Genomic DNA, 14,567 nt, shown 5'->3' with positions numbered 1-14,567 from the left:
ACCTTCGCAGGACGCTTCGAGAAAACAACTTACTGATGAAACGCCGGACCCCACACACCGTTTATCGGACAGTCCCGCATTAGCTGAAAGCCCGGACCAAATCGGTCGAGCTCACACCGACTTGCGTCAATATCGGATGACATAAGCCGAGGCTATCGGCGATTTGATGGAGTCACGAACGGGCCGTCTTTTCTGACTAACGGTGTTCCGCTAGAGCTTTGAGGGCATAGCGAACCGCCTGACGAGATGTCATCGCGCGACGTTTCTTTCCCTTCCTGGCAGCCCGGGCAGGACATGGGACAGAATGCGGTCATGGACATCACCGACAACGGACCGAACCCGAACGCCTTCGACATCGAGAGTGCTGCGACCGAGAACACCGCCTACCGCCGTGTCGCTTGGACGGGCAAGCATCTGCAGGTGACGCTCATGTCGATCGAGCCCGGCGGAGCAATCGGCCTCGAGGTGCATCACGGCACCGACCAATTCCTGCGCATCGACGCCGGAAAGGGCCGCGTGAAGATGGGTCCCTCGAAGAACGACCTCTCCTTCCAGCAGGACGTCGAGGACGGCTGGAGCATCCAAGTGCCCGCTGGCACCTGGCACGACGTGGAGAACACCGGGGACGAGCCACTGCGCCTCTACACGATCTACGCCCCTACCCACCACGCGCAGGGCATTGTGCAGGAAACCCGGGAGGCTGCCGAGAAGGACGAGGAGCAGGGCCGCGACGAACCGCCGTCGTGGGTCGAAGAAGTAGACGACAAGGGAGAAGAGAGCGCCTGAGTCATCAATTGCGATGACGCCCACTAAGCGCGGGTCGGACGAAAGCAACGCAGACCATCCGTTCGTTCTTGCCTTAACCGCACCAGGAGTCGCGCCGCTCCATTGGCGGGCGTCCATTCACGGGAAGGCAGAGACACAGAACCACGGAAAGTAGTTCGACTGAAGGCCGTGATGTAGTTCGGGTCACCATCCCCATCCAGGTGTTGGTTGTTCAACTGCAAGCATCCGCCGGGCGGTTCTCGCGATGTGTGTGGTTCCGCATTCTCCGAATGGACCTCGCTTGGCGAAGAGGACGGCGGCGTGGCGGTCGAAGTGGTCGATCCACCACGAGGACATGCCCCCGTTTGCCTTGGCTTCGAGCCATTGCTCGTACAGTCCTCGGAGCCGGTCGACGGCTTCGGGGTGGTTCCACCACTGGGAGCACCAGTACTGGTTCTGGGACCGGTCCACCGATTCGAGCATCGCGGCAAGACCCTCTACCCAATCCACCAACTCTTCGGGCGTGAAGGCGAAGTCCTCTCCCCCGTCGTCGTAACCGTTAGGTCCCATGGTGCTTACGACGCCTTCCTGGGACTCCGTCATGAGGCCTGCCCTGCATTAGATAGCTTGATGCGTTCAACCGTGGGTCCGATGCGGGCATTGATGCCCTTGTCACGGAACCAGGGCACGGTACGGACAATGGTCCCGCCGCCGTTGGAGGTCTTTACCCAGGCTTGGTTGGCGGGGAGTTCGGAGAGCTGGGAGACGGACATGATGTCGCGCCGCTGAGCCTGTACTGAGCGGGAGGAGCCGTTCCTGGAGGTGGAGGAGCTGCGGACCTTCGCGTCGTACTGCCCGATGGTCTTGGAGAGGGATTCGAGGAACTGTGTGTCGTCGGATCCGCCGCCGTAGACTTTGACCGCGGCCGCGGACCAGAGCGTGTCCCAGCCGGTGCGCTCGAGCATGGCCACGCCTTGCCCGCGGGTCTGGAAGTAGGCGCTGACGACGATGCCCATGGACCCGAAGAACGAATACCACTCGGGCAGCTGCTTGAGCTTGACGACGTTCCCGACCTCATCCAGGTCGGCGACCAGGGGCACCGGCAGGCGTCCCCCGGCTCGACGGGCGGCCTGCTGCGCGGCGGTAAATACCGCGTAGACCAGCGTGGACACGAACGCGGCACCGGAGCCTGCAGCGTCCTGCGAGAGCAGGATCAGGGTGTCCTTGCCAATCACGAACCGGGCCGGGTCGAACACCGGCACACCAGGAGCCGGTATCGACCACGCCACCAGCTCGTCGTGGACGAGGGCGGACGCCATGCGCTGGGCGCTGGCGGCCACGGACCCGCGTGTGTCCTCCGGTTGGGCGCTCATGCCCTTCAACGCCGACGCCGGACCCGCGTGCCCGGCCCGCTCGAGCAGCTCAGCGGGTTCCATGAAGTCCGCCGAGGACACCCACCGCAGGACATCCCTCATCGTTCCGTCACTCTTGGCGGCAGCGAGCAGACACCAGGACAGAAAGTCGCGTCCCTGCGAGTCGAACTGGGCATCCCCCTTACCCTGGCCTGCGTTCGGGGCAGATGAGGTCTCGAAAATCGACGCGACCTCGCCGGCGCTCACGGTGTCGGTGACGATAGTGAGCGGATTGAAGATCATGGCCGGACGGTGGCTATCGCGCCAGATCCGTTGCGGGTCGAACAGCCACACCGTTCCGGTGTCGGAGCGGGCGGCCAGCACCTCGGCGACGCCGTCGACCTTGTTGCTGGTCATGATGTACGCGCCGGGAGCCTCTAGGGCATGGCGGACGACCTGCGTCGTCGTCTTACCCCGCCCGGTCCCCCACACATGGGTCGAGCACTCCCTCCAGCCCTGGATGACAGCCTTGGTGCCGGTCTCCCCGGCGTACCCAATCGTCAGGCCCGGGCCGATACCTTCCGCGGTCGGGTGAAGCCGGGCCGCTTCGGTGAGGCGGGCATCGAGCATCGCCGGGCGCATTTTCCCGCCAGGACTCATCCGACGGGACGCTTCAGCGGTCCTGGACACAGGGCGGGTGCTCCACCACGCAAAGGCGGCAATGACAACGACCGCTTCGGCGCCGAGCAACCAGCTTGCCGCCGCCGGCCACGGATCCCCGGTGGCAAGACCGATCGCCAATCCGATCGGGTTCCATGAGAGGTCGGTGGGAACCGGGGTGAAGGCTTCCCCGAGATGAATCAGGGCGACCGCAACGAACGCGGCCAGGGCCAGGAACGAGAACGCGATGACGGGGCCGTTTTCCTCGGTCTTCATCGGTTCACCTTCATCGGTTTACTTTTGCTTGCGCGGCAGCCCACGCCTGGTTCGTGTTGTGGGCTCTGAGTTCGCCGGCGGTGAGGTTCACCCGGAACGGCACACCGGGCTCGGACCCGGTTTTCAGCATGAACCGGCCACGCCCGGGGGGCGGTGACACCTGGTTGGTGTTCGGGTTCATCGACCCTTCGGCCGACCAGCCGACTAGCATCGCCTTCTCCCGCTCCGAGACGGGAAACACTGTTTCCAACAGGTCCATCTCGTTCTGCGCCAGCCCGCCGAGGATCTTCACGGACGAGCGTTCCACGAAGCCGGTAGCGATCTTCGTCAGCTCGTCCGTGGACAGCTGCAGGTCCTTCATGGAATGCGTGATCATCAGCTGCCCCAGGCCCTTGGTCCGGTTCAGGCGGGTGATGGAGTCGATCTGGTGCACCAGCAGCTCGCTCGCGCGCAGGGACTGCCACAGCTCGTCCATGATCATCAGGTGATGGCGTTCCTCCATCAGCCCGGCATCGGCCAGGGTCTTCGCGGCCGAGATGCCGGCCTGACCGTAGGACCAACACACCGTCTGCACCGCGGCGCGGAGCGTCAGCTGGGACTCGTCGATGAGGGAAATGTCGAAGTCCACGGAGGTGTCGATCTTCATTTCCTTCGTGGTCTGCTGGCAGAACACGTCCCCGAACGGTCCATGCTCGCCGAGGGCGTTCAGGCCCGCCAGGAGATTCTTGACCTGCGGCAGGTACTCCGTGGAATCCTCGATGAGCAGCGCCGACCGGATCTGCGGTGGCGCGGACTTGATGGCGTCGACGACGTCGCCGACCAGCGGCTGTCGATCCTCGCCTTCTGCCTTTTCGGCGGCCATGGCGATCGCCATGGACAGCACCGTCTGTTCCTGCTTCTTCGCATCCAGCGGTTCCTTGAACACCAGTTCGATGAGCCCGGTGAGGGTCATCAGACGGCGGCTGTGGATCTCGGCGCGCATCTGGCGCTGCATCGGAGCTGGCAAGCGTTCGAGTTCCCGCCAGAGCGGACCGGCGTCGAGTGGGTTGATCGCCCCGACGCCGGGGGCGACCTGCACGACCTGCCCGTTGGTTTCCAGGACGACGCCGGCGAAGTCCGGTTTGAGGTCCCCTGCCACGAGGATCAGGAACCCCTGGTCGATCAGTGCCAGCGCCATGCGGACGGCGACCGAGGACTTCCCCCGCCCGTTCAGGCCGAGGATGAACCCGGACGGTGAGGAGATGATGCCGTGCAGGAACAGGCTGATCGGATCCCCGCACACCACCGAGCTGTTGAGCAGGTTCCGGCCGAGGACCGCACCGACCAGCGGTGAGGAGGTGCCGACGCAGAACGGCCACACGCCGGCGGTCTGGTTCGACGTGGCCGTGAACTCCGGTGGCGATTCCACCCACGTCACCATGCCGCCCTCGCGGACCCGCATGCCCTTCTCCGTGAGCTGCGGAAACGATGCAGCGGTAACTGCGGCTGCCGCTTCGGAGCGGCCCAGGAACCGGTTCATGACCTTGTCGACGGTTCTGTCGAAGGCGGACATCAGAGGGCCTTCCTGACGTCGGAGGAAATGGTGGCCAGGTGCTCTGGCACCAGGCCGAGCCCGAGGTTGAAGGAGAACGCGGCGTCGTCGTTGTAGTCGCAGGACCGCATGCGGATCTGGATGCCGGTAGCCGCATTGCGCATGATCTTCGCTTCCACCGCCTGCAGCTGCTCCGGGCTCTCGACCGTCGCGGTGACACCGATGGCGAAGCGCACCAGTGCGGCCCCTTCTGCTTGCTCCCGCTCGGCCTTGCGTGCCTTCTCGAGGGCGATGATCTGCGAGCTGGTCGGACGGCGGCCCTTCTGGTTCGTGGCGAACTGCGCATTGGTGAGCGCCTGCGCGACCTGCTGCGCGGACTTCTCCGGCGGCTGAGGACGGTAGAACACGGTGACACGTTTCTGCAGCATGCTCGCATCGGGGCCCAGCAGGGCCACCAGGGCGTTCTCGCGGAACGTCCCGGCCGGCGGCCGGAACATCTGCCACGACTTGCTCGTCACCCCGGCGTGATCGTACCGACCCGGGTATCCGATGGTCCGGGCGGCGGAGGGGCCGACTTCATGCCAGCCCAGGCCGGTTCCGTCGCCGGAGAGGCGGGCGCGTTCGACGGCGGCCGCGGCGTGCGGGTTGAACGCGACATAGGTCTGGTCGGTGAGGTCGGCGGCCCGCATGAGTGACACGCTGCCCGCGCCGACGTCCTCGAGTTCTTCCTTGAATCCCTGCAGGAGCGACTTCACATCGGCCACCAGCTCCTCGGCGGAGCGTTCCGGTGCCCTGTCCCCGTCATTGGCCTTGCCGCTGAACGTCAGCGCCACCCACTGCTCGAGTTTGGGCACGTCGAGGTTGAGGTTGTTCACCACGTCATCCATTACCTGACGGGCAAAGGCGGGCACCTCGTGGGAGCCTGCCTGCTGCCGTGCCACCGCGATAGCGTCCGGCAGGCGTTCACCCGGATCGGTCGTCGACTGCGTCGTCACCGAAATCTGCTCGACCCGTGCGTTGGAACCGGCGTCGCGCTGGAACGCGGCCCATGACCCAACGAGCCGATTCACGCGGTCCTGATCCAGCAGGCCCAGCCCCGAGGAGTTGGTGGAGAAGAAGACGGTTCCTGTCCTCAGTTTCGGGTGCCACAGCATGACACCCTCGTTGCCGAAAAGGTCCTGAAAGTCGATCAGCTCGGTCGCGGCCAGTAGGCCAGGAGCACGGAACGAACCGTCCGGGATCTGCGAGACGGGCCCAGACTTGTAGACGGTCTTCCCGGCTTTTCTGCCCCTGGCGTGCATGCTGCGCGCCAGCCACCGCTCAGGCTTGGACCGACCGTGACGGTCCTTCGAGCCGAGGATCGTGGCGGCGATGAACGCGACCAGGACGATGCCGACGGCCACCCAAATCTGCGAAGCCATGATCGCGATGAACACCCCGATTGCGCCCGCGCCCAGAACGACGGTCGAGGCCATCGAGAACCCCATCAGACCCGCCGTCCGGTCTTCTGCGATGTTGCCGTATTGCCGGACGATTGTCTGTTCGGTACTCACTGGTCATCCCCACTTTCCACTGCGCGTTCCATGTCTCTTGCTGCTTCCCGTAGCGCGTACTCGATGCGTTGTTGGCTCTGGGCCGACTTATCCGCCCCGGATGGCGCACCGTCTCGGAAACCCTCAGCCGTCGGTGAGGTCACGGGTGCGGCCCCGGGAGCTTCCATTGGAGGCTTGTCACCTGATGCCGCGGGCTCTGCCCCGCTTGGCCCTCCAGCTGACGAGCTGCCGTCACCGGTACCGGATGGTGCTTCCGCCGGCGATCCTGTAGGTGCGCCGGTCCGTTCGGCCTGAGGCTGTGCGCCCGTTGGGCCGTTTGAACCACCAGGCGCGCTGTTTCCGCCTGCACCAGTACCGGCATCACCGACCGGTGACGTCTCTGCCGCGGATCGTTCCGGGCGTTGCTCTGCGCCCGAAGGACCACCGGAACCTCCACCGGGACCACCAGCAGTTCCTCCGGATGCTCCGACACCTGAGTCCGACGCGGATGCGACGGGCTGTTCTGGCCTCTGCTCTGCCCCGGAAGGGCCGGTACCACCGGTTCCGCCACCGGTGTTACCTGCCCCACCAGGGGTCGCGGCACCGGTGGCGCCGCTTCCACCTCCACTTGCTGGGATGGCACTGCTGCCGGATCCTCCTACTGCCCCAGGGCCGGCGGTCGCAGACGTTTCCGCGGCAGTGGCAGCCCCAGTTGCCGTAGCGCCTCCACCCGTTGCGGCCGTTGCTGCGGCTCCGCTACCGGTGATTGCTGCGGTGCTTCCGCCGCCACCGGCAGCTGCGGCCCCGGCTGCAGCTCCGAGGCCGCCGGTCACTGCTCCAAGAGCTACGGCACCGCCGACCATCGCCAAGCCGGAGGCTCCCATGCCCTGTGGACCTGCGCTGACGGCAGGCACGAGGACCTTGGCCAAGGCCGGCATCGCAATGCAGGCGCTGCTGATGATGACGAGGCCGGTGATGAGGCCAATCGCCGTGTTCCCGAGCTCGTTGTCCGCGCTGCCGTTGATGCCTTTCAGGAGCGCGAGTCCTGCCCCGTACAGGATCGCGGCAGCTGGCTTGAAAAGGACGACGGCCGCCAGCCAGCCCACGGCCTTGTCGAAGGACTTCCGGCCACGCTCGGTCTGTGAAGCGGCAGCGAAGATCGGCAGAACCCCGCACAGTGCGATCGCCGCACCATAGGAGAAGATCACGATGACTGCGTTGATGATCGCTCCCAGCAGGGCCAGCGGCACGACGAACAGGATGATGCCGGCGAGCTGCATGGTCATCGTGGTTCCCGCAATGGCATCCAGGCCCATCGCGGACCCGAGCCCGTCCTCCTGCGCGGACCCGGAAATGGTGGTCACCAGCCACGGCGCGAGGACGTCGGTGACACCGAACAGGAGGCCCACCATTGGAACGGCCAGCGCCGTGGTGAGGATGGTCCGCACCATGCCCATGATCAGGTTCTCCGTCGAGGCCCGGTCCTGGTCCCGGGCGAGCTTGATGAGCGCGAACGCTGTCCCGATGACACCTGCCATCCCGACGAAGATCAACGTCGACTGCTGGATGCGGTCGGTTGCGGATCCTGTACCCATATCCGGTGCGCCGATTTTCAACCACCAGGTACCGACGAAGTTGATCATCTCCGTCAGGACCTGCACCAACCAGGTCGCGAGGAACTGGATCAGCTTCTGGATCGCGCTGCCGGCGACACCTTCTAGGAGGTTCCCTGCCAAATCTCCGATCATGATTTGGGTCCCCACTGGACGTATTGTTGTCCCTGGTAGCGGGCCCAGGTATTGAAGTCGTTGCCCGACGCCGGATCCAGCTTCCAGTCCCCGTCCTCCCACACCAGATCGACCTGAGCAATGAGTGTCTGTTCCAGACCCGACGCATCGGGTGCCGAGTAGATCAGCCGGTAGGACGCTGCGTCATCGCTGTAGCTGTTCTGGATGTAGCCCAGCAGGGTCAAGCGGGCGATGACGGAGGTGTCTTCGCTCTGCTCGAGACCGTCCCGGATGCGCTGTGCTCGCTCGCCCAACAGCAGTCGGTTCGGCCCTTCCGCTACCGCTGCTTCGAGGTCAGACGCTGCTTGCTCGCTGGCTGACGGGTCGAGAGCGACGGCATACGTGGCCGCCGCCACCAGTGACCCTGCTTGAGTCGGTGCGTAACCGACGCGCAAGGTGGAAGGCAGTTTCTCGCATCCGCCGAACTCCGAAAACGGGATCACGTTGTATCCGCCGACTACCCATTCCTCGATCGTGGGAGCACTGTCAGTCACAGATGCGTCGTCGCTGTTGAGGTCCGCCTGGCAGTCCCACGCGGCGTCCGCGTCCTCGACTGGTGCTGCCGTCGAGGACGCGGACGTCGAGGCGGACGATGGTGCTGTCTGCGTTGTAGCGGTGGTTGGGTCTGCTGCCGGTGCGTCGTTGCTGGGGAAGAGGAATACCCGCAGGCTCCATGCGAGGAGGCCGACCAGCACTAGGGCCAGCAGCATCGCGGCAGCGCCGAACCATTTCGGGCGGGCCTTCGGTTTCTGGGTGGTGTCCTGTGTGCTCATCGTCTGTCCTTCTCTTGATCAGGTAGGTGGGCGTTGTTGCTCAGGTGATTGCGCCCCACACGGCGCCGGAAGCGCCTAGGAGGCAGGCAGCGACCATGGGCCAGATAGGTGCCTCGATCTCGTTGCCCTGTCGGCGGTTCCTGCCGGCGGAGACGAGGCCGAAAATGAAGAACACGAACAGGACCAGACCCGCGCCCCACAGGACCCAGCCGATAACCTGCGTCAGGCCCTCGGTGCCGGGAGGCTGCGTCGGGGTGAAGGTCTGAGCTGAAAGCGATCCTTCACGGACGGGACTGAGCGCGTTGATGGTGGTCAGGGTGTGTGCTGCCAGAGTGTTTCCGAACATGGGAGTTTGCCTTTCTCAGTGCCCGGAGCGGGCGATCTTTTCGATTTTCCGGAGCACGCTTTTCAGCCGTGTCCCGGAAGCTTGTGGGGTGACGCCAACTTCGCGCCACGAGGGTTCAAACGGCGCCGTCATCGCTACCGGGAACATCCGCGCAACCCCGCGCGCGAAGTCCAGGGTCGGCTTCGTCAGTCGGTTTTTGGGCCGGTCGTGCACGATCACGAGGCCGACCAGTTCATAGGGCAGTTGGCCGGATGCAGACTTACGGGCCAGCTGCTGTGCGGCCTCGAGCGAGGACGCACTGGTCGAGCAGACCAGCAGGGCCCGCCCTGCGTAGGTCGGACGCCGCTCGGATTCATCGACGACGTTCTCCGAGCACAGGCCCGCGAGGGTGCTGGTGCCGACGCCACCGGAGGCACCGACCAGCCACAGGGTCGCGCTGGTCACGGCTACAGGGGCCGCTGGTTCCTCTTCCTCGACAGGCTCGGCGGCCAGGGTCTGCTGAATGTTCCGCGGGCCCCTCAATGATTCGCGCTGCCCGAGGATCAGGTCATCATCGATCGGGTCTTCCTGCGGCTCTACCTCCGGCTCATTGACGAACGGATTGCGTTGCGGAGTCACGGTCACAGTCCCTCCGCAATCTGCGCGGCGGCCCTGAGCCAGGCGCGGCGGGTCTGCGGGAGCATCGAGGAGAACCGGATCCTGCCCTCGATCAGCGACGGATCGTAGGGCACCGTGACGACCGACTTCACGAACGGGCGGAAGGACTCAGCGAGCTCGTTCAGCTTCGCCCGCCCGTGAGATGGGGTGCAGCCCAGGACGATCACCGCGGCGCGGTCCGCCAGTGACTGCGCGTGCTCGTTGCCCGCCCGCAGGGCGCTCAAGACCCGGGACGCGCCTTCGGCGGCGTCGTCGACGGACTTGACCGGGATGACGACCTGGTCGGAGTGCTCGATCATCGCCTCCCAGTTGTCCCCGCGTTCGGTGTTGCCCGAGTCCATGAGGATCAGTCGGTAATACTTCGCGGCCACCGAGTAGAGGCGGTGGACCTCGTCGCCGGTGACCTCGTGCCGCTTCTTCGCGCCCGACCGATCATCGGAGCGAAGTACGTCGTACTGGTCCGAGGGCTGGTGGTGGACGTAGGACGCCAGATCCCCGGCCCGCGCGCCAGCGGTCATGAAGTAGTCGGTCTGCTCGAGGAGATCGACCACCGTCGCCTCATGGCCGGCGTCGAAGGTCCGCCAGCCGAGCGACCCGAGCGAGTTGTTGTTGTCCCACGCCAGGACACCGGAGCCGCCGAGGCGTGCGAATACAGCGGACAGGCAGATTACCGTCGGCGTCTTGCCTGCCCCGCCCTTGGGGTTGAGGACCGTGATTGTGCGGGGTCCGGCCCAGTGCTGAGAGACGGTCTTTTCGTCCCGGCGCTGCTCCAGCTCCGCCGGCGATGCCGCGAGCTTCAACCCGAACTGATTCAACACACCGCGAAAACCCGCTTGTGCGGGCGAATCAGCGTCCGGCCGGTCGACGAACGACGGCATCGCCGTCCTGCGGGTCGGCAGCGGTTCCACCGTTTCCGCCGGTGCCACTGCCGGTACGACAGCTGATGAAGCGACGGTTTCCGATGTCGTGGCTTCCGTGGCCACGGAAGCCTCAACGGGAGCGGGAGCGGGAACAGGGACGGGAACAGGAGCGGGAACAGGCGCTGCTGCTTCCACCGCGGCCTTCGGCGCGGTCGGCACTTTCGACGTCATCGGGGACGCCGCAGGTTCGATCGCTTCGGCGGGCTGTGCTGGCCCGCTTTCCGTCGGGTCACCGTCGGTGTCCTGCTCGATGACGGCGCCGTCGGTCTGAACGAGGATCGTGCGGGAGCCGGACGGGTCCTCGATGTGCAGTTCGGTGGCGGTGCTCGTCTCGGCCGCGAGGTCGGTCGCGGTGCTCATGACGGAGCGGCGGGCGTCCATGACCGAGGGGTAGGGGGCGGTGGTTTTCTCGCCTCCCAGGTCAAGCTCGAGGGTGCCGGCCGGGTCGATGACAGCAGTCATTCTCATCAGGGGTTCTCCTTCGGGGAAACAGTCGAGGTGGGGCTCGCAGTAGAAGTTGGGGTAGAAGTCGGGGTGGGTGTTGCTGTGGGTCGGGGCGCGACCTGTGTCAGCGCATACAGCAGGCCGGTAGAGGATCCTTCGGCCCGGGTGACTGCCTTGCCGTCGTGAGTGATGACGTCGGGGATGGCTGCCCGGGCGGCGTCGGTTGTGGTTTCGGTGATGCCCTGCGCGTTGATCCGCAGCTGCTCGGTGTTGGTGGTGACCCAGGCGTAACCGGCGGCGAGCTTTCCGGGTCCGGGCAGGCGGTGGGCCTGCTTCGCGTCAACGTCGACCAGGACCGTGCCGGCCATCAGTAGACCGTTATCCCGGTCCACCTGGATACCGGAGGTGGCGACGTCGGTTCCTTCGACGTCGACGATGCCGACCTGCGTCGCTTCCGTCGCGTCCGTCGCATCCCCGAGCGCATAGAAGCCGATGGTGGTGGTGTCGTTGGTCTTCCACGCCGCGATGACCGTCCCGTTTACGGATCCGAGGACCGTGACCAGTTCCGCTCCTGGCACCGGTGCGGGCAGCTTCGCCGGGGCTGGCAGGGCTGCCGAGTCCTGCGTGACGCGCCAGATCCGTCCGGACCGCGTGTCTGCGGCCACCAGGTCATCGCCGAGGGCTTCGATGGGTTCCGCGGCCGCCGGGACTACCCGCGCCGCTGTACTGCCGTCGGCAGCGACGATGAGTGTCTGCTTGTTTGGCACGTCCACGCGAGGGGCCGTACCGCCGTCCAAAACGATCGTTCCGTCCTTGGGGACGTCGACGCGGATAGGGTCTGCTCCGTCGCCGAACAGCACCAACTCGCGGGCGGCTGCGGCCGCGACCCTGGACTGCCCGTCGAGGGTGAACAGGGCGAGCTGCGCGACGGTGAACGGCGCGGTGCGCGTCCACCGTTCCACACCTGTCCGAGGGTCATGGCCGATCAGCTTCGAGCCATCCACGCTCACCGGTTGCCCTGAGGGGTCTAGGATCGCCCGAACGGTCGAGCCGGTCATCGGCGTCGTCCAGTCACCGTAGGTATCCCAACCGGCAGGAGCAGGGACCGGCAGCTGCGCGGGCGGCGGCGTGTAGACCGTCGCCACCGGCTCAGCCATGTTGTCCTGCACCGTGGAGAAGGCACTGAACCCGACCGTGGCCGCCAGGAGGCCTGCGCTCCCCCACAGCACAGCCTTCCGGCGCGCAGGAGTGCGACGGCGTGCAGACTTCGACCCGGTACGGGCAACACCAGCACCTGTGCCGCCGGCAGTACCCGCGCAGGTGGTGTTGTCTCGTTCCTCGAGCGTGCCCAGCTCGGCGTCGACGACCATCTCGTAGACCTCGCCGTCCTCGGTGAGTCCCTGCACCCGGCACGCGGCCAAGCCCAAACGGCGACACGCTTCCGCTGCTGCGTCGGCGGCCACGTCGGCTGCGGACGCATCATCGAGCACCGGGTAGGTGAGGACGTCACCGTTCGCGTCCGCGACGATTTCGCCCTCCCCGATGGTGAGGCGGATGACGGGCCAGGAATGCACTGCCGGAGTCACTTCCCCTCCCCCGTCTTCGAGCCGGGCAGCGAGGCGGTCATGTCGCGGGTCTGATGCCCGACGACGTCCCACTGGCCGTCCGTCTTCTCGAGGTACACGGTCACCTGCCGGTGACCGCCGCCGTCCAGTGGCGTCTCATCACGGGCTACCCAGCGCCACGTCACGTCAAGGACCCGGATCGCCTTGTCCGGGGCGACGTCCTGCGCGGCGTCACCGATCGCCGGAACCGCCCGGGGCACGCTGTAGGCGCCGTGCTCAGCTGGTTCCAACCATTCGCCGCTACTCGCGTTGCGCTCAGGCTCGACCTGATTCGCCGCCCACTCCTCGCTCATCAGCGGAATGGCGCGCACCGCGGCCGCCGTTTCGGTGCGGTCCACCGTCGTATCCCACGAATGCAGCATCAGCGCCACGACCCGGGCGGTCGAGTCGACGTCCGAACGGTCGGCATCCTCAGGAGATGTGAACGTGTTGCCGCCCAGGATCTCCTCGGCAGGGAGCGAGGTGTAGGAGCCTTCGTAGACGGTGGTCGGCGCGGAGATTGGGGCCACGTCCTCCGCTGCCGGCGCGTCGGCCGCGCAGCTGGTCAGGGCGACCAGAGCCATCATTGAGACCGCCAGAGCGGCGACCCGGTACCGGTTGGCATGTGAGCGGCGGGTCATCGCATCCACGCTCCTTTCTCTTTCAGAATCGGCTCGGGGTCGAGGTTCCAGCCCTGGTACGGGTAGACGACCTCCGGTGCTTCCGGCTTGTAGATCTCGAAGTGCAGGTGCGTGGCGACCAGCCCGAGGCCGGCCTTGTTGCCCTCGGTTCCGACGACGTCGCCGCGCTTCAACCGGTCCCCCACAGCCACGCTGTAGGCGTTGAGGTGGCAGAACGCGAACCCGAAATCGGGGTCGTCGCCGTCCTCCTTGGCGATCACGCACCCGTCCCTATCGTTGAACCCGGTAATCCGAATGCCGGTCGGTGCGATGACAGGTTCGCCGTTACCGGTGCCGGCACCCGGAGAGGATAGGTCCACCCCGACGTGGTCCTGCGCCCAAGCGGGCAGCGTCGGTATGTCTCGGTGGCCGTAGCCGGAGGTGAAGACCCCGCCCGGAAGCGGGTTGGTCCACTCGCCGTCGCCGAGGTCGCCGTCCCACGCGACGGTGCCCGCCGGTGCCGTGCAGTCGGCAGAAAACTCGCCCTGCCCGGAGGAAAGGATCTTCTCGACGTACTGCTGGGTCTCCGTGAACGCCGGGATGCCTTTGGCTGCCTGAACAGCCCCGGGGCCGGCGTTGTAGGCGGCGAGGGTCAGGCGCACGAGCAGGTCGGCGTCATCACCGGCCAGCGGCTGCACCTGCTCTTTCAGGGCCGCCATGTAGCGGCCGTAGGCAGGGATGGCGTCCTCGGCCGAGAACGGGTCCCCGCCCGCCCCGTACAGGGCCCAGGTGCCGGGCATGAACTGAGCGACACCTTGAGCCCCTGCAGGGCTCCGGGCGCCTTCGTTCCAGCCCGATTCCTGCTTGAGTTGCGCCGCCACCACGCTTACCGGCAGGCCCGCTGTCTTCGCGGCGGCGTCGATCAGGTCGCCCCAGTCGTTCGGGATTGCCGGCGTCGAGGTGAGGTCACCGACGGTTTCGCCGACTGCCGAGACGACGCACGCAGCGGGCTTCTCCTCGGTCTGCGTGAGGATCGCAGCTCCCGCGATGCCCACGACGGGCAGGCCCGCCAGCAGAGGTAGAAGGATCGCCAGGGCCAGTAGCGGTGACGCTCCATGCTTGTCGTCTTCGTCCACTGCTACCTCCCAGCGGCGTGAAGGCACAGACTGGTTAGGGTCTGCCCGGTAAAATTTGAGACGTGAAGAAAGAGGGATGAAACCAATCCCTTAGTTCTTACGATAGCTTAAATTTTGACATCCTCGCTACCTGTGTGTGCCGTGCTCATCTAGTGCTCTCTTGA

13 protein-coding genes are annotated in these 14,567 nt (G+C 65.9%); 1 reads left to right on the top strand and 12 read right to left on the bottom strand.

Annotated elements, in window-relative coordinates; translation table 11 throughout:
* Positions 1 to 312 precede the first annotated feature (312 nt).
* Positions 313 to 786, top strand: a complete 474-nt coding sequence (locus ACX80P_RS16145) for a cupin domain-containing protein (protein WP_459279129.1) — start codon at positions 313 to 315, stop codon at positions 784 to 786.
* A gap of 183 nt (positions 787 to 969) precedes the next feature.
* Here the strand turns inward: ACX80P_RS16145 and ACX80P_RS16140 are convergent, their stop codons facing one another.
* Genes ACX80P_RS16140 through ACX80P_RS16085 form a run of 12 tightly spaced genes read right to left on the bottom strand, consistent with a single transcriptional unit; the run spans position 970 to position 14,403 of the window.
* Positions 970 to 1,368 (bottom strand): DUF4913 domain-containing protein, encoded by a 399-nt coding sequence (locus ACX80P_RS16140; RefSeq protein WP_459279128.1) that lies wholly within the window; start codon positions 1,366 to 1,368, stop codon positions 970 to 972.
* Positions 1,365 to 3,053 carry a type IV secretory system conjugative DNA transfer family protein gene (locus tag ACX80P_RS16135; RefSeq protein WP_459279127.1) on the bottom strand — a complete coding sequence of 563 codons (1,689 nt, stop codon included), beginning with the start codon at positions 3,051 to 3,053 and terminating at the stop codon, positions 1,365 to 1,367. Before ACX80P_RS16135 ends, ACX80P_RS16140 begins: the two co-directional genes overlap by 4 nt.
* 10 nt (positions 3,054 to 3,063) lie before the next feature.
* The gene (locus ACX80P_RS16130; protein ID WP_459279126.1) at positions 3,064 to 4,605 is read right to left on the bottom strand and encodes a putative type IV secretion/conjugal transfer ATPase; all 1,542 of its coding nucleotides are present in this window, start codon (positions 4,603 to 4,605) and stop codon (positions 3,064 to 3,066) included.
* On the bottom strand, positions 4,605 to 6,137 hold the full coding sequence (locus ACX80P_RS16125; protein ID WP_459279125.1) for an SCO6880 family protein: 1,533 nt from the start codon (positions 6,135 to 6,137) through the stop codon (positions 4,605 to 4,607). The genes ACX80P_RS16130 and ACX80P_RS16125 overlap by 1 nt, the downstream gene beginning before the upstream one ends.
* The gene (locus ACX80P_RS16120) at positions 6,134 to 7,864 is read right to left on the bottom strand and encodes a hypothetical protein (RefSeq protein ID WP_459279124.1); all 1,731 of its coding nucleotides are present in this window, start codon (positions 7,862 to 7,864) and stop codon (positions 6,134 to 6,136) included. Before ACX80P_RS16120 ends, ACX80P_RS16125 begins: the two co-directional genes overlap by 4 nt.
* Entirely contained in the window at positions 7,861 to 8,676 is an 816-nt protein-coding gene (locus ACX80P_RS16115) for a DUF8175 domain-containg protein (RefSeq protein ID WP_459279123.1), read from the bottom strand. Before ACX80P_RS16115 ends, ACX80P_RS16120 begins: the two co-directional genes overlap by 4 nt.
* Before the next feature lie 40 nt (positions 8,677 to 8,716).
* Positions 8,717 to 9,022, bottom strand: a complete 306-nt coding sequence (locus ACX80P_RS16110) for a hypothetical protein (RefSeq protein ID WP_459279122.1) — start codon at positions 9,020 to 9,022, stop codon at positions 8,717 to 8,719.
* A 15-nt stretch (positions 9,023 to 9,037) separates the two neighbouring features.
* Positions 9,038 to 9,640, bottom strand: a complete 603-nt coding sequence (locus ACX80P_RS16105; RefSeq protein ID WP_459279121.1) for a DUF6668 family protein — start codon at positions 9,638 to 9,640, stop codon at positions 9,038 to 9,040.
* A gap of 2 nt (positions 9,641 to 9,642) precedes the next feature.
* The gene (locus ACX80P_RS16100; RefSeq protein WP_459279120.1) at positions 9,643 to 11,067 is read right to left on the bottom strand and encodes a MinD/ParA family ATP-binding protein; all 1,425 of its coding nucleotides are present in this window, start codon (positions 11,065 to 11,067) and stop codon (positions 9,643 to 9,645) included.
* On the bottom strand, positions 11,067 to 12,629 hold the full coding sequence (locus tag ACX80P_RS16095; protein ID WP_459279119.1) for a hypothetical protein: 1,563 nt from the start codon (positions 12,627 to 12,629) through the stop codon (positions 11,067 to 11,069). Before ACX80P_RS16095 ends, ACX80P_RS16100 begins: the two co-directional genes overlap by 1 nt.
* On the bottom strand, positions 12,626 to 13,288 hold the full coding sequence (locus ACX80P_RS16090) for a hypothetical protein (protein WP_459279130.1): 663 nt from the start codon (positions 13,286 to 13,288) through the stop codon (positions 12,626 to 12,628). Before ACX80P_RS16090 ends, ACX80P_RS16095 begins: the two co-directional genes overlap by 4 nt.
* Positions 13,285 to 14,403, bottom strand: coding sequence for a transglycosylase SLT domain-containing protein (locus ACX80P_RS16085; RefSeq protein WP_459279118.1), 1,119 nt, complete (start codon positions 14,401 to 14,403; stop codon positions 13,285 to 13,287). Before ACX80P_RS16085 ends, ACX80P_RS16090 begins: the two co-directional genes overlap by 4 nt.
* Positions 14,404 to 14,567: the final 164 nt, after the last annotated feature.

The sequence above is a fragment of the Arthrobacter arabinosi genome (assembly GCF_054511115.1).
Note: the sequence above shows the minus strand (reverse complement) of the source record. Positions and strands in the feature narration are given on the sequence as shown.